This window comes from Cloacibacterium normanense, from assembly GCF_003860565.1.
In the GTDB taxonomy this organism is placed as follows: domain Bacteria; phylum Bacteroidota; class Bacteroidia; order Flavobacteriales; family Weeksellaceae; genus Cloacibacterium; species Cloacibacterium normanense.
The window spans coordinates 151,583-177,191 of sequence record NZ_CP034157.1; the positions used below are offsets into that span (position 1 = coordinate 151,583).

Annotated in this window: 22 protein-coding genes and 1 pseudogene; 12 read left to right on the plus strand and 11 right to left on the minus strand. The window is 34.9% G+C overall.

Translation table 11 applies throughout. The features are described 5' to 3' along the window. Window positions 1-59 precede the first annotated feature (59 nt). The 5 genes from rpmB (at window position 60) to EB819_RS00730 (ending at window position 2,143) form a co-directional block, all read left to right on the plus strand. On the plus strand, window positions 60-296 hold the full coding sequence (rpmB, locus tag EB819_RS00710) for a 50S ribosomal protein L28 (protein WP_069797241.1): 237 nt from the start codon (window positions 60-62) through the stop codon (window positions 294-296). A gap of 6 nt (window positions 297-302) precedes the next feature. Then, window positions 303-485: a 50S ribosomal protein L33 gene (gene rpmG / locus EB819_RS00715; RefSeq protein WP_039341297.1), complete on the plus strand. Its 183-nt coding sequence runs from the start codon at window positions 303-305 to the stop codon at window positions 483-485. A gap of 19 nt (window positions 486-504) precedes the next feature. Beyond that, window positions 505-657 (plus strand): DUF4295 domain-containing protein, encoded by a 153-nt coding sequence (locus EB819_RS00720; RefSeq protein WP_069797240.1) that lies wholly within the window; start codon window positions 505-507, stop codon window positions 655-657. Between the two features lie 195 nt (window positions 658-852). Next, window positions 853-1,809: a signal recognition particle-docking protein FtsY gene (gene ftsY, locus EB819_RS00725; protein WP_069797239.1), complete on the plus strand. Its 957-nt coding sequence runs from the start codon at window positions 853-855 to the stop codon at window positions 1,807-1,809. A 73-nt stretch (window positions 1,810-1,882) separates the two neighbouring features. Continuing rightward, window positions 1,883-2,143, plus strand: a complete 261-nt coding sequence (locus tag EB819_RS00730; protein WP_245993184.1) for a GlsB/YeaQ/YmgE family stress response membrane protein — start codon at window positions 1,883-1,885, stop codon at window positions 2,141-2,143. A gap of 81 nt (window positions 2,144-2,224) precedes the next feature. Here EB819_RS00730 and sppA read toward each other — a convergent pair whose 3' ends face one another. Next, a complete protein-coding gene (gene sppA, locus EB819_RS00735; RefSeq protein ID WP_069797238.1) occupies window positions 2,225-3,976 on the minus strand; it encodes a signal peptide peptidase SppA in 1,752 nt (583 codons plus the stop codon). A gap of 32 nt (window positions 3,977-4,008) precedes the next feature. On the opposite strand from sppA, the gene folK reads away from it, so the two are divergent. From folK to fmt, 5 genes and pseudogenes are all read left to right on the plus strand, one after another. Further along, window positions 4,009-4,431 (plus strand): 2-amino-4-hydroxy-6-hydroxymethyldihydropteridine diphosphokinase, encoded by a 423-nt coding sequence (folK, locus tag EB819_RS00740; RefSeq protein WP_069797237.1) that lies wholly within the window; start codon window positions 4,009-4,011, stop codon window positions 4,429-4,431. Window positions 4,432-4,441: 10 nt separating this feature from the next. Continuing rightward, entirely contained in the window at window positions 4,442-5,905 is a 1,464-nt protein-coding gene (locus EB819_RS00745) for an OmpA family protein (RefSeq protein ID WP_069797236.1), read from the plus strand. 31 nt (window positions 5,906-5,936) lie between these two features. Continuing rightward, window positions 5,937-7,439, plus strand: coding sequence for an OmpA family protein (locus EB819_RS00750; protein ID WP_069797235.1), 1,503 nt, complete (start codon window positions 5,937-5,939; stop codon window positions 7,437-7,439). 81 nt (window positions 7,440-7,520) lie between these two features. Beyond that, window positions 7,521-9,421, plus strand: a pseudogene (locus EB819_RS00755) (RecQ family ATP-dependent DNA helicase). An 82-nt stretch (window positions 9,422-9,503) separates the two neighbouring features. Beyond that, a complete protein-coding gene (gene fmt, locus EB819_RS00760; RefSeq protein WP_069797233.1) occupies window positions 9,504-10,451 on the plus strand; it encodes a methionyl-tRNA formyltransferase in 948 nt (315 codons plus the stop codon). Window positions 10,452-10,489: 38 nt separating this feature from the next. Here the strand turns inward: fmt and ribB are convergent, their stop codons facing one another. From ribB to EB819_RS00775, 3 genes are all read right to left on the minus strand, one after another. After that, window positions 10,490-11,611, minus strand: coding sequence for a 3,4-dihydroxy-2-butanone-4-phosphate synthase (ribB, locus tag EB819_RS00765; RefSeq protein WP_069797232.1), 1,122 nt, complete (start codon window positions 11,609-11,611; stop codon window positions 10,490-10,492). A gap of 93 nt (window positions 11,612-11,704) precedes the next feature. Continuing rightward, entirely contained in the window at window positions 11,705-12,724 is a 1,020-nt protein-coding gene (murB, locus tag EB819_RS00770; protein WP_069797231.1) for a UDP-N-acetylmuramate dehydrogenase, read from the minus strand. 142 nt (window positions 12,725-12,866) lie between these two features. Then, the gene (locus tag EB819_RS00775; RefSeq protein ID WP_069797230.1) at window positions 12,867-14,060 is read right to left on the minus strand and encodes a pyridoxal phosphate-dependent aminotransferase; all 1,194 of its coding nucleotides are present in this window, start codon (window positions 14,058-14,060) and stop codon (window positions 12,867-12,869) included. 164 nt (window positions 14,061-14,224) lie between these two features. Here EB819_RS00775 and EB819_RS00780 point away from each other — a divergent pair, with 164 nt between their 5' ends. After that, window positions 14,225-14,797, plus strand: coding sequence for a YiiX/YebB-like N1pC/P60 family cysteine hydrolase (locus tag EB819_RS00780; RefSeq protein ID WP_245993186.1), 573 nt, complete (start codon window positions 14,225-14,227; stop codon window positions 14,795-14,797). 55 nt (window positions 14,798-14,852) lie between these two features. Next, window positions 14,853-15,311 (plus strand): DUF1801 domain-containing protein, encoded by a 459-nt coding sequence (locus EB819_RS00785; protein ID WP_069797229.1) that lies wholly within the window; start codon window positions 14,853-14,855, stop codon window positions 15,309-15,311. Window positions 15,312-15,342: 31 nt separating this feature from the next. Here the strand turns inward: EB819_RS00785 and murA are convergent, their stop codons facing one another. From murA to EB819_RS00820, 7 genes are all read right to left on the minus strand, one after another. Next, entirely contained in the window at window positions 15,343-16,656 is a 1,314-nt protein-coding gene (murA, locus tag EB819_RS00790; RefSeq protein WP_069797228.1) for a UDP-N-acetylglucosamine 1-carboxyvinyltransferase, read from the minus strand. Next, a complete protein-coding gene (locus tag EB819_RS00795) occupies window positions 16,656-17,282 on the minus strand; it encodes a DUF4290 domain-containing protein (RefSeq protein WP_069797227.1) in 627 nt (208 codons plus the stop codon). The genes murA and EB819_RS00795 overlap by 1 nt, the downstream gene beginning before the upstream one ends. Window positions 17,283-17,328: 46 nt before the next feature. Beyond that, window positions 17,329-17,733, minus strand: a complete 405-nt coding sequence (locus EB819_RS00800; protein WP_069797226.1) for a thiol-disulfide oxidoreductase DCC family protein — start codon at window positions 17,731-17,733, stop codon at window positions 17,329-17,331. 1 nt (window position 17,734) lies between these two features. Then, entirely contained in the window at window positions 17,735-18,226 is a 492-nt protein-coding gene (locus EB819_RS00805) for a heme-binding domain-containing protein (RefSeq protein WP_069797225.1), read from the minus strand. A gap of 168 nt (window positions 18,227-18,394) precedes the next feature. Further along, on the minus strand, window positions 18,395-18,922 hold the full coding sequence (locus tag EB819_RS00810; RefSeq protein ID WP_069797224.1) for a phage tail-like protein: 528 nt from the start codon (window positions 18,920-18,922) through the stop codon (window positions 18,395-18,397). Between the two features lie 20 nt (window positions 18,923-18,942). Continuing rightward, the gene (locus EB819_RS00815) at window positions 18,943-24,858 is read right to left on the minus strand and encodes a beta strand repeat-containing protein (RefSeq protein WP_124878635.1); all 5,916 of its coding nucleotides are present in this window, start codon (window positions 24,856-24,858) and stop codon (window positions 18,943-18,945) included. A gap of 87 nt (window positions 24,859-24,945) precedes the next feature. Then, window positions 24,946-25,446, minus strand: a complete 501-nt coding sequence (locus EB819_RS00820; protein ID WP_069799641.1) for a hypothetical protein — start codon at window positions 25,444-25,446, stop codon at window positions 24,946-24,948. Window positions 25,447-25,609: the final 163 nt, after the last annotated feature.

Sequence of the window (25,609 nt, forward strand, 5' to 3'; positions counted from 1 at the left end):
AAAAATATCTATAATTTTGCACACTCAAAATACATAGTAGTAAAAAAGAACATCGAGATATGTCAAGAATTTGCCAAATAACAGGTAAGCGTGCAATGGTAGGAAACAACGTTTCTCACGCAAATAACAAAACGAAAAGACGTTTTGAAATTAATTTATTAGAGAAGACATTTTATCTTCCAGAGCAAGAAAAAAGCGTAACATTAAGAGTTTCTGCTCATGGTTTGAGAGTTATCAATAAAATTGGTATCGAAGAGGCGATTGAAAGAGCAACAAGAAACGGATTTTTAAAATAATAAGAAATGGCTAAGAAAGGAAATAGAGTTCAAGTAATTCTTGAGTGCACAGAGCACAAAGAAACAGGTGTGGCTGGAATGTCTAGATACATCACCACAAAAAATAAAAAGAACACTACGGAAAGATTAGAGCTTAAAAAGTACAATCCGGTTCTTAAGAAATATACAGTTCACAAAGAAATCAAGTAATCTTTAAAAATATTAAAAGATGGCAAAGAAAGTTGTTGCAACACTTCAATCAGGTCAGTCTAAAAAAATGACCAAAGTTGTGAAAATGGTAAAGTCCCCTAAGACTGGAGCTTACGTTTTCGAAGAAAAAGTAATGAATGCAGACGATGTAGAAGCTTATTTGAAAAAATAATTCTACGTCTTGTATAAACATATAAAACTACTCAATTTTTTGGGTAGTTTTTTTGTTATCTTTGTGAACCTAAAATTTTAAAAACAATTTTAACGATTTGGTTTAGAAATCTCAAATCTCAAATGCGGAGCATTCACGAACTCCAAAATTATAATAAAAAATTCGTGAGTAAATCTCAAATCTCAAATCTAATATATGAGTTGGTTTAAAAAAATATTTAAAAAAGAGGAAAAAGAATCTTTAGACAAAGGTTTAGAAAAATCAAGTCAAGGTTTTTTTGATAAAATTTCTAGAGCTGTAATCGGAAAATCTAAAGTAGATGATGAGGTTCTAGATGAGCTAGAAGAAGTCCTTATTGCTTCTGATGTAGGTGTAAATACTACTGTAAAAATCATCGAAAGAATAGAAGCCAGAGTAGAAAGAGATAAATATGTAAACACTTCTGAATTGGATAAAATTCTTCGTGAAGAAATTTCGGCTTTGCTTTTAGAAAATCCACATTCTCAAACCAAAAATATAGACGAAACCAAAAAGCCATACGTAATTATGGTAGTTGGAGTAAATGGTGTAGGAAAAACCACTACGATTGGCAAATTGGCAAATCAGTTTAAGTCACAAGGTTTGAAAGTGGTTTTAGGAGCTGGAGATACCTTTAGAGCTGCAGCTGTAGACCAGTTGGTGATTTGGAGTGAAAGAGTAGGTGTTCCTATTGTAAAGCAAAATATGGGTTCTGATCCTGCTTCAGTAGCTTTTGACACGGTTCAAAGTGCTGTAGCACAAAATGCAGATGTAGTCATTATTGATACTGCGGGAAGATTGCATAATAAAATCAATTTAATGAATGAGCTTTCTAAAATTAAACGTGTTATGCAGAAGGTTTTGCCAGAAGCTCCACATGAAGTTTTATTGGTTTTAGATGGTTCTACTGGTCAAAACGCTTTTGAACAGGCAAAACAATTTACGGCAGCTACAGAAGTTACCGCTCTTGCAGTGACAAAGCTAGATGGAACTGCGAAAGGAGGTGTGGTTATTGGGATTTCAGACCAGTTTCAGATTCCTGTAAAATACATTGGAGTAGGCGAAAAAATGGAAGATTTGCAATTATTTAATGGTGAAGAATTTGTAGATTCTTTCTTTAAAATAAGAAAATAATTTTGTGATATTATAAAATTTGATAACTTTATAAAGTCAAATTAACAAAATTATAAACTTAAAACATTAAACTATGATGGCAATTATTGGATGGATCATCCTTGGTCTAATCATTGGAGCATTAGCAAAATTTGTAATGCCAGGAAATCAAAACATGGGCTGGCTCATGACGATTATTTTAGGAATTGTGGGTTCTATTGTTGGTGGATTTTTAGCAGGACTAATTGGTATTTCACAGGATGATAATCCTTGGGATATTGGCAGTATTGTAATTTCTGTATTAGGTGCGCTTTTAGTGCTATTTGTGTATGGGAAATTAGTCGCCAAGCAATAATCTATTGTAATAAACATTAAAATCGCCGTTTCAAAATTTTTGAAACGGCGATTTCGTTTTAATATGGATGGAAATGTTTTGCTATTTAATCGTAATCTGATAAGGGAGTGCCATTTGTACTCCGTTATTCAGTTTTGGATTGGTTATTTTTTGGAAGAGTTCATAGTTTTCTTTTCCTACTTTTTTAGAAATTACTCTTGCTGCGATCTCGTCTTCCTCAGTTTGTTTGAAGAATTCTTCTAGTGGACTAGATTTTCTAGGATAACTGTCTAGTGAATAGTCTTTCAATTTTGCTTTGGTAGCAGCGTAATTAATTGCTTGTTGAAGCGAGCCTAACTCATCTACCAAGCCTAATTGTTTTGCTCTAGTTCCGCTCCAAACTCTACCACCGCCAATTGTGTCAATCTGTTCAAAAGATTTTTTTCTGTTTTGAGTTACAAAATATACAAATCTTTTATAAGTGCTTTCCACGCTTCTGGTTAAAATAGGAATAGTTCCAGGAGCTGCTCCAGAAAGAGGTGAATAAACTTGCGAATTCGCATTAGTGGAAACAATGTCAGAGCGAATTCCGTTTCTATTGGCTAAATCTTTAAAATTCATAATCATGCCAAAAACGCCGATAGAACCCGTTAAAGTATTAGGTGAAGAATAGATTTTATCAGCAGCCATAGAGATATAATAACCACCAGAAGCTGCATAATCACCAAAAGAAACTACTAGAGGTTTTTTGAGTTTAAGTTGTTGTAATTCAAATAAGATTTCGTCTGAAGCATTTCCGCTTCCACCAGGTGAATTTACACGTAAAACCACTGCTTTTATGTCATCATCTTCTGCTAAATCTTTGATGTATTCTACATATTTTTCAGAGTGAATGTTCTGATATTCATCACCATTGAAAATTTCTCCAGCGGCATATAGAACAGCAATTTTGTTGTCACTACTTTTTTCTTCATCTAGTGAGTTTATGTATTTATTTACAGAAATTCTGTTGATTTTTTCGTCAGACTTTAACTTGAGTTGTTTTTTAATTAGGTTTTCGTATTCAGATTTCTGTAACAGTTGGTCTGCCAATTTATTTTTCACGACTAATTCTGGTATAAAACCATATAAACTGTCTACTGCGGTTTTGAAAGTAGTATCGTCTAATTTTCTAGAGGTTTTAATTTTAGTAGATATATTTCCCCAAATGTCATTAAGAAGAGTAGAAAGTTGCTCTTTGTTTTCTGGTGAAATATCATTTCTGATAAATGGTTCTACCGCAGCTTTGAATTTTCCGTGTCTGATGACATCTACGCCAATTCCATATTTTGCTGCAAAATCTTTTAAGAAAGTTACTTCTGTAGACATTCCTTTAAGTTCTATCATTCCCACAGGATTAAGGTACACTTTGTCTGCTACTGAAGCTAAATAATAGGATTTTTGTGACATGTTATTTCCGTAAGCATACACGAATTTTCCTGATTTCTTAAAATCTTCGATGGCCGCTCTAATGTCATCAACTTGAGTGATTCCTGCAGGTAAATTGTCAGCTTCTATACTTATGCCTTTTATTTTTTCATCATTTTTAGCATTGTTGATAGCGTTGATCACATCTAACAGCAGTACATCTTTACTTTTGCCAAAATCGAAAAGGCTTTCCTCTTGTTCGGTGTAAGAATCGATAACGTTTCCGTTAAAATTGAGGGTAAGAACAGAGTCATTCTCTACATAAGGTTTTTGATCACTGCTCATTGCACTTGCAACAAAAAATAATACTATAAACCCAAATAAAACTATTCCTATTAGAAGGATGGCTACTATATTTGCAAATACATTTTTTATAAAATCTTTCATAATAATTTTTGAGAACTTAATTATTCAATAATATGTCGTTACATTATGTGGTTTTGTTACTCGGTAGCAATTTAGGAGATACCAAGTCTAATTTAAACCAAGCGATTGCAAAAATAGAAAATTGCTTGGGAAAAATTATAAAAACATCAGAAATGATAGAAACTCAACCAGTAGAGTTTGAAAGTACAAATATTTTTTGTAATATTGCAATAGGCTTAACTACCACAATCTCGCCATATAGTTTCCTAAATGCTGTGAAATCTATAGAAAAAGAGATGGGAAGAGAGCTTGATTCATCTGCAGTAGGAGGTTATATTGATAGGATAATAGATATTGATATTGTAACATTTAACAATATTAATTTTGAATCTAAGAAACTGAAAATCCCTCATCATAAGCATTTATGTGAAAGGGAATTTTCTAAAGCTCTACTAGATAGTTTGAATATAAAATAAAAACACAAATATGAAATTAGGTTTATTAACACTATTGTTATCTTTTCCTAGCTTATTCTTAGCTCAAGATAACAAGGAAAATAGTGTGTATCCCAACACGTTCACCTCTGGCTCTGCTAAAGTGTCAAAATTTGACAACAAAGCTAAAAGGTATAATGATTGGGCAATCACTTTAGGAGGTGGTACATCTATTATGCACCACGGCGATTTAACTTCTCTCAACCAAGATGGAAAAAATTTCGGATGGAATGCTTATGTAGGGCTTGCAAAACAAGTGAGTGATAAGTTTGGTTTTGAACTACAATACCAAACTGGTAAAACTAAGCAAACTGGTAGAATTGTAACGAGACCTTCTTATGGTTTAGGTGTTGCTACTACGAGATACAATCAAGTAAGTTTATTAGGAGACGTAAATTTTTCTAATTTTTTTAGAAGAACAGACAATAAATCATCTTTTAGATGGTCTCTACATGGTTATGCAGGTATTGGTTTACAAGGTTATGAATTCGAAAGAGATGATGACAAACCTTTGTCTACATTGCCAAACGGAAATACGATAGATGAAAATTATCAAAAGTTTAAGCAGTCCTTTGGAATAGATTCATTCTTTTATAAAGGAGGAGCTGGCGTAAAATATAATCTTTCTAGAAGAATTGATATTGATACTAGAGTTATGTATATCATTTCTGGTGATGATGAATTCGATGGAGGTGGTGAGACCGCTGATGGTGTTTACAATCAAATTAAGAAAAATTTCTCGGATAACATGATTGTAGCAAATGTAGGGGTGACTATAAAATTAGGAAAGCATAATACCCATTTATCTTGGTATGATGCCCAAAATGAAGCGCTTAGAAAAATAGTTGCTCTAGATAGTAGATCAGTAGAACCTATTATTTGTGAAAGAGGAGATGCTGATAAAGATGGCGTTTGTGATGATTGGGATCGTGAGTTAGATACACCACTTGGAGCTAGAGTAGATGGTGCAGGTAAAGCACTAGATATGGACTTAGATGGAGTAATAGATTTAAACGATGCTTGTGTAACAGTTCCAGGTCTTGCTAAAAATAAAGGATGTCCTTACTTAGTTGACGAAACTTTAGAAATTATTGAAGAAATTAATAGATTTGAAGGAATTGAATTTGAATTGAATAAAGACGTAATCAGAGTTCAGTCTTATGCTAAGTTAGACAATGCTGCAGAAATTATTAAAAAGCTAAATTCTACAGTTAAGTTCTATGTAATAGGTGGTACTGATACTAGAGCATCAGATAGCTACAACTTCAACTTATCTGAAAGAAGAGCAAAAGCAGTGAAGAATTATTTAGTTAGTAAAGGGGTAAATCCAGACATTCTTATTACAGAAGGTAGAGGTGAAAAAGACCTTAAATATCCAGAATGTAACCCTGCTACTAAGTGTCCAGAATGGAAAAATGAAGCCAACAGAAGAGTTTATTTCAAAGCGGCTCAATAATTTTAATCTTTCAATTTAAAAATACAACATCATGAAAATAAATTTTGCAACTTTCACATTAGCAATGCTTTTGCCTTTGTCAGTTACAGCACAACAAAATGATAACTTTTATGTAGGAGACCAAAATAAACCTTTTACACAAAAAGATAAAAAATTTAATGATTGGTCAATCTCTGCGGGTTTTGGAGTTCCATTAATTCAATCAGGAGATTTAACTTCAATAAAAAATGGAGCAGGTAAAAACCTATTTGGCTACTCTGCATATTTAAGTATAGATAAAGCTATTACCCATGCCTTTGGTTTAAACCTTCAATATGACTTAGGAGAAACTAAGCAAGGGTTAGCCAAGATAGATGAAGGTACAGTCGCTAATAATGTAGGTGCTAAAACTAAATATCAATCGATATCTTTAATCGGAGATATTAACTTCTCTAATTTACTAAGAAGAGTAGATAATCATTCTCCTTACAGATGGGCGTTACATGGTTATGCAGGTATTGGTGCTTTATCTTATAAAGCATACAGACAAGATGAAGGTTCTTCTTCTGCACCATTAATTACTGATAATGGATTTTCAGTAGGTTCACTTTTCGGACAAGCTGGAGCTGGTGTTAAATTTAAAGTAAATAGAAGAATTGATATCGAAGGTAGAGTAATGTACGTAGTAACTGGAGATGATTCTTTTGATGGTGGTGGTAACTATCTAGGAAGCGAAGACCTAGGATATAATGGTTATGATAGTCCTGTAAACTTAAGAGAAGATCAAGTTTCTGATAATTTCTTTAATGCAACTTTAGGTATTTCCTTAAAACTAGGAAAACACCAATCACACTTAATGTGGCATGATCCATTACAAGAAATTTATTATAAACTAGATGTTTTAGATAATAAAAATGTAGATGTAGAAGTTTGTAAAAAAGGTGATACTGATAACGATGGAGTTTGTGATGATTGGGATAGACAATTAGACACTCCAGTTGGAGCAAGAGTAGATGGAGCTGGTGTAGCATTAGATGCAGATTTAGACGGAGTAATAGACTTAAATGATAAATGCGTTACCGTTCCTGGCCCTGTAGAAAATAATGGTTGTCCTAAAGTAGTAGCAGTTGATAAAAGTAAATTAGCTACAGATATAGAACTTGCATTAAGAGATGTTTTGTTTAATTTTAATAAAGCTACTGTAAGACCAGAATCAAATTCTAAACTAGATTTAGCTGCTCAGATTATCAAAAGTTCTCAAGGTGGTACTTATTTATTAATCGGTCATACAGATAAAAAAGGTTCAGATGCTTATAATTTAGCACTTTCTAGAGCTAGAGCTGCAGAAGTAGTGAAAGAATTAGAAAAAAGAGGAGTAAACCCATCTCAAATTAAATCAAAAGGAGTGGGAGAATCTGAAGCTAAAGTAGCAGAATCAGCATCTGATGAAGCAAGATTACAAGACAGAAAAGTAGAAGTAAGATATGTTTTAGATTCTGAATGGAATTCTATCCCAAAAAATGATATTCCTACTAAATTAATTATTAAAAAATAATTTTTAAAATCAATACTAAAAGCTGCGTTTATCGCAGCTTTTTTTATGCAAAATTTTAAACTAAATTCTTAAATTTACCAAATGCAATCTTCTCATCATTTAGCTGAACTCACACAGAAAACCCTTACTCATTTTTGGGGTATCAAGATTTCAAGGATTCACAACAAGACATCATTCATGCGGTTATTGCGGGTAAAGATACCATTGCACTTTTACCTACTGGTGGTGGTAAATCTCTTTGTTATCAGCTTCCAGCTTTGGTTTTAGAAGGAACCTGTTTGGTGATTTCTCCACTTTTGGCTTTAATGAAAGACCAAGTTCAGCAGTTGAAGTTAAGAGGAATAGAAGCAGAATATTTAAGTTCGGAATTAGATGAATTACAACAAGAAGAAATTTATGGGAGGTGTATTGAAGGGATTACCAAATTGCTTTATATTTCTCCAGAAAGACTTCAGAATCGTCAGTTTTTAGAAAGAATAGAAGAAATTCAGATTTCTTTTATTGCAGTAGACGAAGCACATTGTATTTCTGAATGGGGACAAGATTTCAGACCGAGTTATCAAAATATTAAAAATTTTAGAACGCTTTTTAAGAATGTTCCTTGCCTTGCGCTTACAGCTACAGCAACTCCCAAAGTTTTAGAAGACATTAAACTAAAATTAGGATTTACTCAATATCAAATTTTTAGAAAAAGTTTTAAAAGAGAGAATATCAGTATTTTTATTGATGAGATTGCAGATAAATACCAGAGAGTTTTAGATTTGCTAAAACACAACCAAAATTCAGGGATTATTTATACCAGAACCAGAAAGGAAGCAGAAAATCTGACAGAATTTTTGCAAAAAAATAAACTCAAAAATGTAGATTTTTTTCACGCAGGACTTTCTGTGAAAGAAAAACATCAGAAGCAAGAAAAATGGCTCAAAAGCAACCAGAATGTATTGATTTCTACCAATGCTTTTGGGATGGGAATTGATAAAGAAAACGTGAGATTTGTAATTCATCTTTCACCAGCACCATCCTTAGAAAACTACTATCAGGAAATCGGAAGAGCAGGTAGAGATGGCGAGAAAAGTTATGCTTTTTTACTTTGGAATGAGCAGGAATTACTAAATTTAGACGATGTTTTTTATAATCAAACTCCTTCTAAATCTGAGTTTTTGAAAGTAATTTCTTATCTGTATTCTACTTTCATGATTGCAGAAAATGAATTGCCTGAAAATATTTTTGAACTGAATATTTCTAAAATTCAAAACTTTACTAAAATTTCTCAAGCCAAGATTAGAAATGTGCTTAATTTTCTGCATAATCAAGAGTTAATTTATCTCAATACCTCTAAAAATTTATCTACTTTAGAATTGAAATTTGAGGTAAGTGATTTAGAAAATTTGCAGAAAAAAGACAGTTATTTTATAGAATTATTGCTCAGATGTGTTGACGGTTTATCCACGCACAGAGTTCAGTTTAGCGAAGCGAATACATGTAAAAAATTAGGAGTTGGTGCGCAAGAATTCAAAGAAAGACTGAAAGAAATTCACCAAAAAGGATATATAGATTATCTAGACGGAAGTTTAGATTCTATCAAATTTTTGAAACCTAGAGAAGACCGAACTTTTTCTGGGAAATGGTGGAATCTTTTTGAGCAAATTCAGAAAAATAAATTGCAGAAATGGGAAGAAATGAAATTTTACACTAGAAATCATGATTGCTGTAAAATGAAACTTATTCTTACTTATTTCGGCGAAAAAGAGCCGAAAAACTGCGGAAATTGCTATGTTTGCACCGCCAAAAATCCTAAAACCAATGCCATTAGTGCAGAAAGACGGATTCTAGATATTCTACAGCAAAAACCAGCTACTTTAGATGATCTAAATGCGATTTTGTTAGAATTTTCCAGAGAGAAAATTCAAGAAGTGCTTATCTTTTTGCTTGATTTAGGAAAAATTAAAATGTTAGATTTTAGAACATATACTTTACGATAATAAGTTTCGCTCCATAGGAGCGAAAGGTTTGTAGAAATTTTTTTTAAAAAAAGAGAAAAGCTCCGTAGGAGCGATACAAAATATGAAAAATTTAAAAGTTGTTTTTTTCGGGACGCCAGATTTTGCGGCTAAATCTTTAGAAGCGATTCATCAGTCTCATCACGAAATCGTGGGAGTAGTTACCGTTGCAGATAAACCTTCAGGTCGTGGACAAAAATTAACCGAATCTCCTGTTAAAAAATACGCTGTAGAAAATAATTTGCCTGTTTTTCAGCCAGAAAAATTGAGAAATCCAGAATTTTTGGAAGAAATGAGAAAACTAGAAGCAGATGTTTTCGTGGTGGTTGCCTTTAGAATGATGCCAAAAGTATTATTTGAAATGCCAAAATTGGGAACTTTCAATCTTCATGCAAGTTTATTACCAGATTACAGAGGTGCGGCTCCAATCAATTTTGCGATTATCAACGGCGAAGAAAAAACGGGCGCTACTACTTTCTTTATCAATGAAAAGATAGATGAAGGAAACATTCTTTTGCAAGAAGAATTGCCTATTTCCCCAGATGAAAATGCAGGAAGTTTGCATGATCGATTGATGGAAATGGGTGCAAAACTTGTAGTGAAAACATTAGATGGTTTAGCTGAAAATTCTATTACGGAACAACCTCAACCACAAGTTGCAGAACCCAAAAATGCTTTCAAAATTTTCAAAGAAGACACGAGAATTCATTGGAATCAAGAAACGGTTAAGGTTCATAATTTCATCAGAGGAATGTCGCCTTATCCTTGCGCTTTTACCACTTTGAAAATCGGTGAAGAAACAAAAGGTTTGAAGATTTATGCAGGAACTTTTGAAGTTTCAGAACATCAGAAAATGGCGGGAACTTTAGAAATTTCTAAAAATATTTTTAGAATTTATACCAAAGATGGCTTTTATCAGCCAACAGAAGTTCAGTTAGAAGGAAAAAAACGAATGAATGTGAAAGATTTCTTAAACGGATTTCACAGTTTCGAGGATATAAAAATAGCGTAGAAATTTCTACGCTATTTTTGATTCATATTTTTAAGATTTTACATCTGTACCATTTCGGTAATTTCTACACCATAACCAGCAACAAGCGGTTTCTGATTAGGATTTTGAGTAATCACTCGGAATTTGGTGATGCCTAATTTTTTAAGAATTTGAGTTCCAATTCCGTATTCTATGAAATTAGCAGTAAGCGTAGGTCTTGCAACTTGTCCGTCTTGATAATTCAGGAATTGTTGTAATTTTCTCATCGTGAGTTCTGCATTAGATACATTATTGATGAAAATAAGCGCTCCTTTTCCTTCCGCATTAATCATATTGGTTACTTTTTCCAGTTGAGGATTTTCACCGTTAATCAATCTGCTTAAAACATCAAAATAAGCGCTAGAAGACTGAACTCTTACTAAAACGGGTTCATCTATTTCCCAATTTCCTTTGGTTAATGCAAAGTGAATCTGGTCTGTATGTTTTTCTTGGAATGCATGGAAATCAAACTCACCAAAAGCCGTTTTTACTCTTCTAGACTCTATTTCGTTTACCAAATCACCTTTTTTCAATTGGTAATTAATTAAATCTTCGATAGAAATGATTTTAAGGTCTAATTTTTTAGCCAAAACCATTAATTCTGGTAATCTTGCCATGGTTCCATCTTCGTTCATAATTTCGCAGATGACACCACCTTCTTTCAATCCAGCCAATTTGGTTAAATCAATCGCAGCTTCTGTATGACCAGCTCTTTTTAGAACGCCACCCGTTTTTGCACGAAGCGGAAAAATGTGACCAGGTCTCATAAAATCTGTTGGCTTGGTTTTTTCATCCATCAAAGCAAGGATAGTTTTTGCTCTGTCACTAGCCGAAATACCTGTAGAAACACCGTCTCCTAATAAATCAATAGAAACCGTAAAAGCAGTTTCTTTCGGGTCTGTACTTCTAGAAACCATGGCTTCAAGACCTAGTTCGTCACATCTTTTTTCAGGAAGTGGAGTACAAATAAGACCACGACCATGAATGGTCATAAAATTGATAATTTCTGGAGTCGTAAGTTCGGCAGCAGAAAGAAAATCGCCCTCATTTTCGCGGTTTTCATCATCTACTACGATGATTACTTTACCATTTTTAAGGTCTTCTATTGCTTCAGGAATTGTATTGAGTTTAATTTCAGACATTTTTACTTTTTAATTTTGCGCAAATATAAGCATTAGTGATTAGTTTTCTGAGATTCAATGTGACGAATTAATCAATTGATTTTATTGATAATTCTATAAAATATTCACTTCTCTTTCTAGTTCTATTCCGTATTTTTCTTTAACAGAGTCAATAATCTGGGTAGAGAAATCGTAAATTTCTTTTCCTGATGCGTTTCCAGTGGCATTAATGATGACCAAAGCTTGTAATTTATGAGAAGCGACATTTCCTATTTGTTTGCCTTTCCAGCCTGCATTTTCTATGAGCCAACCCGCAGGAACTTTTACCCAATCACCATTTGCATATCCTTGAATTTCAGAAAATTTTTCCTTTAAATTTTCAAATTGAGCTAAAGGAATACTTGGATTTTTGAAAAAACTTCCAGCGTTTCCAATTTCGGCAGGATTAGGCAGTTTGCTTTGTCTGATATTGATAACCGCTTTAGAAACCTCTTGAATAGTAGGATTTTCAATTCCTAAATTTTTTAATTCTGTAGAAATTGCTCCATATTCTGTTTTGATGTGATGGTTTTGGGTAGTCAGTTTAAACGTGACTTCTACAATTACATATTTTCCTTTGGCAGAAGTTTTAAAGATAGAATCTCTGTAACCAAATTTGCAATCTTCCAAAGATAATTCCTCAATTTCTGAAGTTTCTAAATTTAGAGCTTTGCAAGAAACGAAATGGTCTTTGATTTCTGTTCCATAAGCACCAATATTCTGAATAGGACAAGTTCCCACATTTCCCGGAATGAGCGAAAGATTTTCTAATCCACCATAATTTTTAGAAAGCGTAAACAGTACAAATTCATGCCAGTTTTCACCTGCTTTTGCAGAAACGAGCACGTGATTTTCGTCTAAAATTTCTTCGGAAATCCCTTTTAAATTTAATTTAATCACCAATCCGTCAAAATCTTGGGTAAAGAGCAAATTACTACCGCCGCCTAAAAAAAGGATTTTAAAATGATTGATTTTGGCAAATTTTGTAGCATATTTTAGCTCGTGTAAATCATGTACTTCGGCAAAATAATGCGCTTTTGCTTCTACACCAAAAGTATTGTAATTCTTTAAAGAGATATTTTCTTGAATTTTCATTTTTTTTCAAAAGTCTTTTTGACTGCAAAGTATTTGCGAAGCCTTCAGTTTCTAATTTTTACAAATTTACTGAAAATAAGTTTTGCGAAAAGGAAATTGATAGAATCAAAAAAAAACGAACCGAAGTCCGTTTTTAAAAATTTTATTTTTTGTATTGCTCTAAAGCGATTTTGATTAATTCTACGCTTCTTCGCAAGTCTTCTTCTTTTAGAACATAAGCAATTCTTACTTGCTTTTTACCAAGTTCTGGAACCGAATAAAAACCTGAAGCTGGTGCTACCATTACGGTTTCGCCATTGTCAGAAAAATGTTCGAGCAACCACTGTGCAAAATCATCTGCATCTTCTACCGGTAGTTCTGCTACACAGTAAAATGCACCTTTTGGAGTTGGGCATTTCACACCAGGAACTTCGTTTAATAATTCTACCAAAAGATTTCTACGTTTGGTATATTCTTCGCGAACAGATTGAATGTATTCTGCGTCATTATCATGCGCTGCTGTTGCTAAAATCTGACCAATAAGCACTGGAGAAAGTCTTGCCTGAGCAAATTTCATGGCAGCATCATGAAGCGTTTTAGAACGAATTACTAAAAAACCAATTCTAACGCCACACATCGAATATCTTTTTGATTCTGAATCGATGATGATGCAATTTTCTTTCAGTTCTGGAAACTCTAACATAGAAATTTGCTTTTCTCCATCATAAACATATTCTCTGTAAACTTCATCAGAAATAATCACAATATCGTGTTTAAGAGCAATTTCGGCTAATTTTTGTAATTCTTCTCTCGTATAAAGATAACCTGTAGGATTTCCGGGATTACAGATGAGAATTGCTTTGGTTTTTTCGGTGATTTTTTTCTCAAATTCTTCAATTTTTGGCAGGGCAAAACTTGTGTCAATTGAAGAAGGTATCGCCACTACTTTTACACCGATTGCATTGGTAAAACCATTGTAATTAGCATAATATGGTTCTGGAATGATGACTTCGTCTCCGTTGTCACAAACTACAGAAAGTGCGAAATTCAACGCTTCTGAACCACCATTGGTAACGATGAAATTATCTGTAGTAAGATCTTTAAAACCAATAGAATGATAATATTTTTCTAGTTGTTTTCTGTAGTCTAAATTTCCTTCAGAAAGTGCGTATTCTAGAACTTTTAAGTCGATATTTTTAAGTGCGTCTAAAGCAGTTTTAGGCGTTTCAATATCTGGTTGCCCGATATTTAGGTGGTAAACTTTAGTACCTTTAGCTTTTGCAGCCAATGCATAAGGAACTAATTTTCTGATGGGCGAAGCAGGCATACTTACTGCTCTGTTTGATATTTTAGGCATAAAATTGAGGATTTGTACAAAAATAACATTATTTCGTGAATTTAAAGAATAATAAGATTCTGCAATTTTTTGGTCTAGATTTTATACTTTTACGTAAAATGAATTTTGTGAAGAAAATTTGGATTTTAATATTGATTTCAATGTTTTTTTGTAGCTGCAAAACATTGAAATATAACAACATAAAAAATGGTGATTTGGTTTTTGTAACGGCTCAAAAAGAGAATTTATCAGGTGCCATTAATCGTGTAACTCAAAAAAATGCCACTGAAAACTATGATCATATTGGCATTATAGAAAAGAATAAAAATGCCATTTTTGTACTTCACGCTGCTCCAAAAGGTGGTTCGCAAAAAGAAAGTCTCAAAAATTTTATCAAGAACCAATCTGAAGGAAATGCAGAAATTTATCTTTACAGGCTAAAGTCTGAGTTTCAATATTCAATTCCTGAAGCTATTAAGAAAGCCAATTCTCTGTTAGGAAAGCCTTATAATTTCAATTATATTCTCAATGATGAAACATTGTATTGCTCAGATTTTATCGAAAGAATTTTTAGAAATAATCATATCTTTGAATTAAAGCCGATGACTTTTATTAATCCTAAAACAGGAAAGACAGATGATTTTTGGTTGAAATTTTATCAAGAAAAAAACTTAGAAGTACCCGAAGGAAAAATGGGATGTAATCCTAATGGATTGGCTGGTTCTGAGAAGTTACTAATAATAAGAAAATTGAATTAAGCATAATATAAGATTCATAATTACAACTAAATCAAACCTTTCAAACTACAACAATATGACGAGTAATGCCAAAACCGTTCAAGAATACATTACAGAACTTCCCGAAGATAGGAGAGAAGCAATAGTAAATTTGAGAAAGGTTATTTCTGAAAATTTACCAAAAGGTTTCGAAGAACAAATGAGCTACGGAATGATTGGTTATGTAATTCCGCATTCTATTTATCCGAAAGGTTATCATTGTACTCCAGAATTGCCTTTGCCATTTCTTAGTATAGCTTCGCAGAAAAATTCTATCAATCTTTATCACATGGGAATTTATGCAGACGAAAAACTGTTGAATTGGTTTCAAAAAGAGTTTCCAAAACATTCTAAAAAGAAACTAGACATGGGAAAATCTTGTATGCGTTTCAAAAAACCTGAAGATATTCCTTATGAATTGATTGGTGAATTGGCTCGAAAAATGACTCCACAAGATTGGATTGAAAAGTATGAAAATGCTTTTGTAAAGAAATAAAAAACGCAACTTGAAAAAGTTGCGCCTTGTTTTATAATTGAATTCTTTCGATATCTGCTCCTAGAGCTTTTAGTCTTCCATCGATGTTTTCATAACCTCTGTCAATTTGCTCAATGTTATGAATAATTGATTTTCCTTCTGCAGAAAGTGCCGCGATAAGAAGTGCGTTCCCTGCTCTAATATCTGGCGAAGTCATATTGGTTCCACGCAATGGGAATTCATGGTTAAGACCTACTACAGTTGCTCTGTGAGGATCACACAGAATAATCTGAGCGCCCATATCAATTAATTTATCTACAAAGAATAATCTCGATTCAAACATTTTTTGGTGAATCAATACTGTTCCTTTGGCTTGAGTAGCCACTACCAAAACGATAGACAATAAATCTGGTGTAAATCCTGGCCAAGGTGCGTCTGAAACCGTCAAAATAGAACCGTCAATAAATTTTTGAATTTTATAATGTTCTTGTTCTGGAATGTAGATGTCATCACCGCTTTGTTCCAATTGAATTCCTAATTTTCTGAAAACATTTGGAATGATTCCTAATTGGTTCCAATGTACATTTTTAATGGTCATTTCAGAACGTGTCATTGCTGCAAGACCAATCCAAGAACCAATTTCTACCATGTCTGGAAGCATAGTGTGCTCTGTTCCATGAAGATGAGAAACGCCTTCTATGGTTAATAAGTTAGAACCAATTCCTTCAATTTTTGCGCCCATTCTATTGAGCATTCTGCATAATTGCTGAAGGTAAGGTTCGCACGCTGCATTGTAAATTCTGGTTTTTCCTTTGGCTAAAACTGCAGCCATAATGATATTGGCAGTTCCCGTTACAGAAGCTTCTTCTAATAAAATAAATTTACCACGAAGTTCTTTGGCCTTTAAAGTATAGAAATATTCCGTTTCGTCATAATGAAATTCTGCTCCGAGTTCTACAAATCCTTGAAAGTGAGTGTCTAATCTTCTTCTTCCAATTTTGTCACCACCCGGAGTTGGCATATACGCTTCGCCAAATCTAGCAAGCATAGGCCCAAGAATCATAATAGAGCCACGTAATTTGGCACCGTCTTTTTTAAATTCTTTAGATTTTATGTAATCAAAGTTAACTTGATCTGCTTTGAAAGTATAATCACCGTGCGCATTTTTAGTAATCTTCACCCCGAAATCTCCCAGAATTTCTATAAGACGGTTTACATCATGAATATCTGGAATGTTTTTAATTCTCACTTCTTCGTCAGTTAAAAGCACTGCACAAAGAATTTGCAACGCTTCATTTTTTGCACCTTGTGGTGTGATTTCGCCGTGTAATTTTTTTCCTCCTCTTATTTGAAATGCTTCACTCATTATCTTTTTCGGTTTTTATTATGGTTGTTGAAACGTTTTTTAGGGTTGTTTTTTTGGTTTTTATTCTTGTTGGCAGAGTAATAAATTCTGCTTTTTTCTAGAGAATCTATACTGGTAAGGTCTAATCTGTTTTCTGATAGTTCCTTTAAGTGGCGGAAGATTACCTCATCTTGTACGTGTTCTTTATTATACACATTATAAGATTTCTTCATGTTATTCGCAATCACTTCTATCAAAGCTTCTTTTTCTTCTCCATCTTCTAGTTCTATGGCTTTGTCTATCAATTGAAGGATACTTTTTCCATAGAATTTATAATCTCCCTGAAGTTTTGGGTACTCCATTTTATTGGGTTTCTGTGCCAATTCTTCTCTGGTAGGGAAAGGATAGGGAGCATCTACATCTAAGTCATACTCTGCTAATATAAAAAGATGATCCCAAAGTTTATGTTTATAATTTTCCTCGTCACGAAGGTGCGGATTTCTCTGCCCCATGAAATCTACAATTGCGGCAGCCATTTCGTTGCGTTCTTCTTTGGTAGGAAGTTCCTTGCAACGTTCTACGAGCTGCTGAATATTACGACCATATTCTGGTAAATGGAGACGAGTTCTTTGTGTATTGTATTCCATAATTGCAAAGATAGTGATTAGAATGATAAAGCACTAATTTCGGTAATTAGTCTATGAATTTTTTCTGTTGTTCAGGAGTGAGTATTGCGCAAGAATTCTTTATCAATCGATGGCGATTTCTTGCAATACAATCATAAACCCAATCTCTCAAAAATCTAGGAATGATTCTAAAAATTGATGCTAATGAGTATATTCCACCTAATTTTTCGGCAATGGTGATGGCTGCATTAGATTTATTGAGATAATATTTTTCTGGCTTCCAAAGATAAATAGTGTTGAGGTTTTTTTGTTCTAAACCTCTTTGTTTTAGAAATTCTTGTCCAAATTTTCCTTGTAATGAAGCAAATAGGAATTGGTCTTTGAAGTCGTTTTTTAAAATCCAATGTACCCAAAAATTGCAGAAACCACAGTCTCCGTCGTAAAAGAGGTAAAATTTATTTTGGTCTATCAAATTATTCTTCCTTAATTTTTAGTTGTTCATCCGTTAGATTGTTCATCATGGCAGTTACTTCTTTGATGGAAATGAAATACGCCTGTAGTTTTTGTTTCTGTTCAGGAGTAAGTTTTGCATCTTGATGAATGAGAAGGTAAGATTCTAATGGCATTTTGCCTTCTTCTATTTCGTGAGCAGATTTTTTAAGTTTTTTGGCTTGTCTTAATGGTTCGTAAGTGGCAAATGTAGAAAAATTAAGTTCTTTTCTTCCTTCTTCTATATGGTCTTTTACCAACCAACCGAATGGCTGAATATTGGTGTACCAAGGATATACAGATTCGTTTGAGTGGCAATCATAGCAACTGGTTTTGATGAGTTGAGCTATGTCTTCAGGTGTTTTTTTAATGGTTAAAAAATCCATGTTTTTGTCAACTGGCGGATTAGTTTTATCAATTTGAAAAAATTGTAATAACGCAAAAGCCACAACTAAAAGAAAAAATAGTTTTTTCATGATAGGTTTTTATTTAAAACGTGAAGTTACAAAATAAATTTATTGTTTGTTAAAAATGCTTTTTGTTTTTTGTAAAATGAAATCAAAAGCTTTTTAAATTTTATTTTAAAAAGCAAAAAGTCCGATGAGAAACATCGGACTTTTTTAGTATTAAATTGTTTAGAATTATTAAGGTTTCCAGAAACTCCAAACAGTACCATTGAACACTGCCAATTGTTTTTTGGTAGTGTCGTAAACCATCATTCCAGGAGATGGATTTACAATGTTGAGGTGAGGAGAGGCTACTTTAGGTAGAACCATCGCTTTATTAGTGTCTGCTAAGACTAAAATTCCAGGGGTGGTATCAGTAGCAGGATCTCCACCGATAAGTACTTTTGCAGTATCTTGATCTGTAAGAGAATCTTGTAGTGTAGTGGTTACAGTTCCAGTGTTGTCTACACTAAGGTCTCTCCAACCAGAAGCATACTTTACATAGATTTTTTTATCAGCAGTATTGTAAACAAGCGTTCCGTTTACAGCTCCTGTTACAGCTGCTGTATTGGTAACCCAAGGAAGAATAATTCCTCTGGTATTGTCTGCATTATCATAAAATTCTAAAGATACAGCAGGAGAAGAAATTGAAGTTTTTCCTATCGCTACTTGAGCTGAAAGAGCAGTAGCAAATAATAAGGATAAGGTTAAAAATATATTTTTCATGTTATCTCAAATTTTAAAAATTAATCAGGGCACGTTTGAGTATTGAAACATCTCCAACCCGTAGCTGTACCATCAATATTGATTTGGAGACAGTCTTGGGTAATGTTATATACCATCATTCCTTCTCTTAGGTCAGCATTAGGAATAGCAGTTATTTGAGCGTCAGTAAGTCTATTGACTACGAAACCTTTTGTTTTAGCTTCAAGAACTGTCCAAGCTCCTTTTCTTACCATAGGCCAATTGCTGTTATCATCTCCAGCTCTACCAAGAGCTGTAATTCCATGATTGGTGTCTAATGCGGTTCCAGTAGTTTGTGCAGGTTTGTAACATAAAGGAATAAATAATGTTACAGTAGCGGTATCACAAGGAGATCCAGCAGTTTGATTACAAATGGTATAATATAGAGTGAAAGTACCTCCTGAAACATTAGCTGCAACAGTAATCGTACCATCAGTATTCAGTGTGAAACCAGCAGGCCAAGCTCCAGCAGTACCCGCCGCATCGGTAGCAGTTTTAATAGAAACCTGTCCAGCAGCACCACCAATAACGGCAGCCGTACCAGCAATATTTTTATCATTAGCAATTACACTGATAGTAGAAGTACCAGGTGTAACAGAGCCATAAGTATCATTAACGGCATCTAGAAGGTTAGGAACCGTTACAACTTCTGTAGCAGTATCACAAGTTACAGGAGTAGCTTTAGTACAAATTTCATAAGTAATGGTGTATGTTCCGGCAGGCGTTCCAGGGCTTACAACAACGTTTCCAGTAGCAGTATCAATATTAACACCAGCGTTAGTAGTATTAGTTTGAGAAATAGTAGCATTACCAGTAGCTCCTAAAGTTACAGAACCAGCAGTACCGTTTTGAATAGTGTCATTAGCAAGAACAGATGTACCAGTAGAGCCAGAGTTAACCGTTTGCGAACCATTAATAGCATCAATAGTAGGAGGCACAGTAAGTGTTACGGCAGCGGTATCACAAGGAGAACCAGCAGTTTGGTTACAGATAGTATAATATAAGGTGTAAGTACCTGCGGCAGTACCCGCTGCAACAGTAATCGTACCATCAGCATTCAGTGTGAAACCAGCAGGCCAAGCTCCAGCAGTACCCGCCGCATCGGTAGCAGTTTTAATAGAAACTTGTCCAGCTGCTGTACCGATTACAGCTGCGCTACCATTATTAAAGTCATTCAAGATTACGCTTGCAGTAGAGTTTCCGGGATTAACGTTTCCAAAATTGTCATTAACAGCATCAATACAATTGTTCACGGTAACTGTAGTTGTGGTAGAACAACCATTATTATTGGTATAAGTAATGGTCACAGAACCGGCTGCTATACCAGTTACTAAACCTGTATTAGATACTGTAGCGATAGCTGTGTTGCTAGACGTCCAAGGATTAGAAGCAGCAGGAGTTCCGCTTCCAGATAATTGGGTAGTGCTTCCCACACAAACCGAAGTAGTTCCAGTGATGGTAGGAAGAGGATTTACAGTAACTGTAGTAGTGGTAGAACAACCATTATTATTGGTATAAGTAATGGTTACAGAACCGGCTGCTACACCAGTTACTAAACCTGTATTAGATACTGTAGCGATAGCTGTGTTGCTAGACGTCCAAGGATTAGAAGCAGCAGGAGTTCCGCTTCCAGTTAATTGGGTAGTGCTTCCCACACAAACCGAAGTAGTTCCAGTGATGGTAGGAAGAGGATTTACAGTAACTGTAGTAGTGGTAGAACAACCATTATTATTGGTATAAGTAATGGTCACAGAACCGGCTGCTACACCAGTTACTAAACCTGTATTAGATACTGTAGCGATAGCTGTGTTGCTAGACGTCCAAGGATTAGAAGCAGCAGGAGTTCCGCTTCCAGATAATTGGGTAGTGCTTCCCACACAAACCGAAGTAGTTCCAGTAATGGTAGGAAGAGGATTTACAGTAACTGTAGTTGTGGTAGAACAACCATTATTATTGGTATAAGTAATGGTCACAGAACCGGCTGCTACACCAGTTACTAAACCTGTATTAGATACTGTAGCGATAGCTGTGTTGCTAGACGTCCAAGGATTAGAAGCAGCAGGAGTTCCGCTTCCAGATAATTGGGTAGTGCTTCCCACACAAACCGCAGTAGTTCCAGTGATGGTAGGAAGAGGATTCACGGTAACTGTAGTTGTGGTAGAACAACCATTATTATTGGTATAAGTAATGGTTACAGAACCGGCTGCTACACCAGTTACTAAACCTGTATTAGATACTGTAGCGATAGCTGTGTTGCTAGACGTCCAAGGATTAGAAGCAGCAGGAGTTCCGCTTCCAGATAATTGGGTAGTGCTTCCCACACAAACCGAAGTAGTTCCAGTGATGGTAGGAAGAGGATTCACGGTAACTGTAGTTGTGGTAGAACAACCATTATTATTGGTATAAGTAATGGTTACAGAACCGGCTGCTACACCAGTTACTAAACCTGTATTAGATACTGTAGCGATAGCTGTGTTGCTAGACGTCCAAGGATTAGAAGCAGCAGGAGTTCCGCTTCCAGTTAATTGGGTAGTGCTTCCCACACAAACCGAAGTAGTTCCAGTGATGGTAGGAAGAGGATTTACAGTAACTGTAGTAGTGGTAGAACAACCATTATTATTGGTATAAGTAATGGTCACAGAACCGGCTGCTACACCAGTTACTAAACCTGTATTAGATACTGTAGCGATAGCTGTGTTGCTAGACGTCCAAGGATTAGAAGCAGCAGGAGTTCCGCTTCCAGTTAATTGGGTAGTGCTTCCCACACAAACCGAAGTAGTTCCAGTGATGGTAGGAAGAGGATTTACAGTAACTGTAGTAGTGGTAGAACACCCATTATTATTGGTATAAGTAATGGTTACAGAACCGGCTGCTACACCAGTTACTAAACCTGTATTAGATACTGTAGCGATAGCTGTGTTGCTAGACGTCCAAGGATTAGAAGCAGCAGGAGTTCCGCTTCCAGATAATTGGGTAGTGCTTCCCACACAAACCGCAGTAGTTCCAGTGATGGTAGGAAGAGGATTTACAGTAACTGTAGTAGTGGTAGAACACCCATTATTATTGGTATAAGTAATGGTCACAGAACCGGCTGCTACACCAGTTACTAAACCTGTATTAGATACTGTAGCGATAGCTGTGTTGCTAGACGTCCAAGGATTAGAAGCAGCAGGAGTTCCGCTTCCAGATAATTGGGTAGTGCTTCCCACACAAACCGCAGTAGTTCCAGTGATGGTAGGAAGAGGATTTACGGTAACCGTAGTTGTTCTAGAACACCCATTATTATTGGTATAAGTAATGGTCACAGAACCGGCTGCTATACCAGTTACTAAACCTGTATTAGATACTGTAGCGATAGCTGTGTTGCTAGACGTCCAAGGATTAGAAGCAGCAGGAGTTCCGCTTCCAGATAATTGGGTAGTGCTTCCCACACAAACCGCAGTAGTTCCAGTGATGGTAGGAAGAGGATTTACGGTAATGGTAACAGTGCTAGAATTAGCAGTACATCCCCCTGCACTAGTAAGTACAGCTCTGTAATAGGTGGTAGCAGTAAGAGCGCCAGGAGCGTAAGTTGTCGAAGTTGCACCAGATATATTGGTAAAGGTAACGTTATCAGTAGAAGATTGCCACTGAATGGCACCACTATGTCCTGACAAAGAAAGAGCAGCAGGAGTGGCTCCTGTACAAATGCTTTGATTGCTAGAAGCAGTTCCTCCTGCTGCGGCAGGATTTACGGTATATGCTTGTCCAGCACCTTGTCCTTGGTCTCCATCAATATCAGCAGCGCCTCCAGAGTTTACTAAGTTAGGTACCCCATTAACATCTACGCCTCCAGAAATTCTATTTGCGGTAAGTTGAGAAGCAGTTACGTTTTCGTCTCCTTCAATGGCATCTGGACAGCCGTCATTGTCTGAGTCTAGGTCTAAGCTATTAGCTATGTCATCTCCATCCGTATCAAGTTCTAGTGGTAAATCTGAGCAAAAAGAATTAATTCTTATTTTTTGTTCATTGGTAGCGCCTCCTGTTGAAGCCGTATATCCAAAGTAAACTTTATTGGCTCCAGCAAAGTAATTTGTTACCAAATCACCAGTATAAGTTCCTGCATTAGTTCCATCTACTGTATAAGAAATAGTTTTGGTAGAAGCGTTCCAGTTAATAACAACAGGATGCCAAGTGCTATTTTCTAAATTAGGTAGAGCAACTGCAGTAGTTAAAAATCCGGTAGAAGTTTGATTATCGGAATCCCATATTTGACCGTGGTCTGAAGATATATCTCCAAGACTTGTTCCATTGTCGTAGGTGTCTAATTCTAATACAATTCCATTTGCTATTCCTCTAGCTCCTATTCCTGAACCAGTTGCTCCCGTTGCATTTACTCCTTGAGGAGAATTATGAAAAACTGCGGCAATACCATCAGCTCCATTATCATTAGTTCCAAGATAAGCATCAAATCTTAAAACAAAAGATTTTGTAAAATCTACTTTTCCTACTGACCATATTTGCCCTGCTTGATTTCCTGTATTTTGAGTTAATCTTACTTCATTGTTACTTGTTGCTATTGCAGTTCCTGCGGTAACAAAAGAAAAGACATTAGAAACAGATGCATTAGCACCTAATAAGTTTTCATCACAGTCTGTAATACCATCGTTGTCATCATCTAAGTCAAGAGAATTTGGCACCCCGTCTCCATCAGAATCTACAATAACAGGCGTAGTAGATACAGATGCCGAATTATTAGAAGTATTAGGGTCGAGTATTCCACTGGTAGTACTTATGGTTGCCGAATTGGTAAAATTCCCTGTTGGATTTACCTTGGCAGTTATTGCCAATGTAGCATTTGCTGCATCATTTAAATTCCCTATAGTCCAAACACCCGTACCAGGAACATAAGTCCCTGTAGATGCTGTATGTGATACATAGGTGTAACCTGTAGGTAATAAATCATTAACAGTAACATTGGTATTGTTAGATGCTCCAAGATTAGAAGCTGTAACTGTGAATACTATATTGCTTCCTTCTGTGGGAGTTGCATTACTTACAGTTTTGGTTACTTGTAAATCAGATTCTCCTGCAGAGATACTGATGAAAAAATCATCCGCACCTGTCCATGTAACATTCGAAGCCGTACCGTTTCTGTTGCCATATACTTCTAAAACAATGGTTCTAATATCATTATTTTGAAATCTTACAGAGCCTCTTGCAGTGTTTGTTGTTGCAGGATCTGTAGCTCCTGTATAATCATTATTAATGATTTTTGTAATGTTATTAACATTCAAATTAGTTCCCGTTAATTGCACTAAATTGGTGGTAGATAATATTTCTGCACCTGCAGAATTTAATATAGACTTTATGTTAAATTCTGCAGTTAATGAAGATCCAGAAGCTGCCCCTAGTCCTTTAAAATGCAATATAGGGTTATTATTACCTCTACTCAAAGTAATAGTAAGCTCACCAAGTTTTACCCTACCATTGCCTGGCTGCGTACCTGCTGATGCTAAATTTGCTGAGATATAAGGAGCATAATTACTCGCAATATCTATACCTGTGCCATTGGTAGGCACTCCAAAACTGGTATATTGTGTATTATCACTCCCTGCATTACCAATGGCATTCATTAATGTATAAAATGGAGCTGCACCACCAGCCCCAAATCTTAATCCATTAGGGAAACTAGTTGCAGTTACATTGTAAGAAACAGTTAACACACTTGGGCTAGTATAATTCACTAAGTTAGTAGCCGTATTATTGTTGGTGTCTTTCTGGAAATCAAAAGAAAGGCTAGTGTTGGTATTCGGTGATGGTGTTACATTGCCAAACTCTAAGGCAGGGTAGGTTTGCGCTAAACCCAAAACTCCTACAACTAGAAATATTAGTTGTAAAAAAGTTTTGAATGTTTTAAAATTTAGAGTTTTGTTCATAAGTTCTATTTTTGATTTTTAGAATATTATATAAGAGATTTTTACCTATAGATGAATAGGTTATAAAAAAGATATGTTTCTTTTCGATTAAATAAAAGTAGGAGGAGGTCTAGTGAAAAGATGGTTTTCTACTTTTAGAGAATGGTAAAACTGAAAAAGCACATTTTGTTTTTCTTGATAGATAAACAAAAACACTAGAAGTTTATTTTCTGTAAATAATGCTTTGTCTAGTTTTTGGCTTTGATTTTGGTTGTTAATGCCAGATTTAGAAGTTCCGTAATTACTAGATAAACTTTCTTCCGATTGAGCATCAGTATTATAAATAATTTTCACTTCTCTTTTTTGCTCCAATTTTTTGATGAGTTTTTCATCAATCGCTTTGGGCGTTTTTTTCTTATGAGAAAATGCAATTTTTTCTTTTATTTCTTTTTTGGGAGAAGTAGAAGTTTTTGTGTTTTTTTGATTAATTGGAGCAGAAATAGAAGAATAATTGATTTTAGATTCACCATTTTCTACGGTTACTATGGTAGCTCCTTCTGAAATATGAATATTTTCTAACCCAGTAATGATTGATTCCTGAGCAGACATTTGTGTGGAAAAACCAATAGAAAGAAAGTATATAAAAACAAAGAATATCTTAATGCTAGAAGCATTAAGAATAAATTTGGGGAATAGTAATCCCGAAGAACATTTGTCTAAGTAAAGTTTCTTCAATTTTTTCTTCGTTTGTGTTTTTAGAACCAGCGGCAAA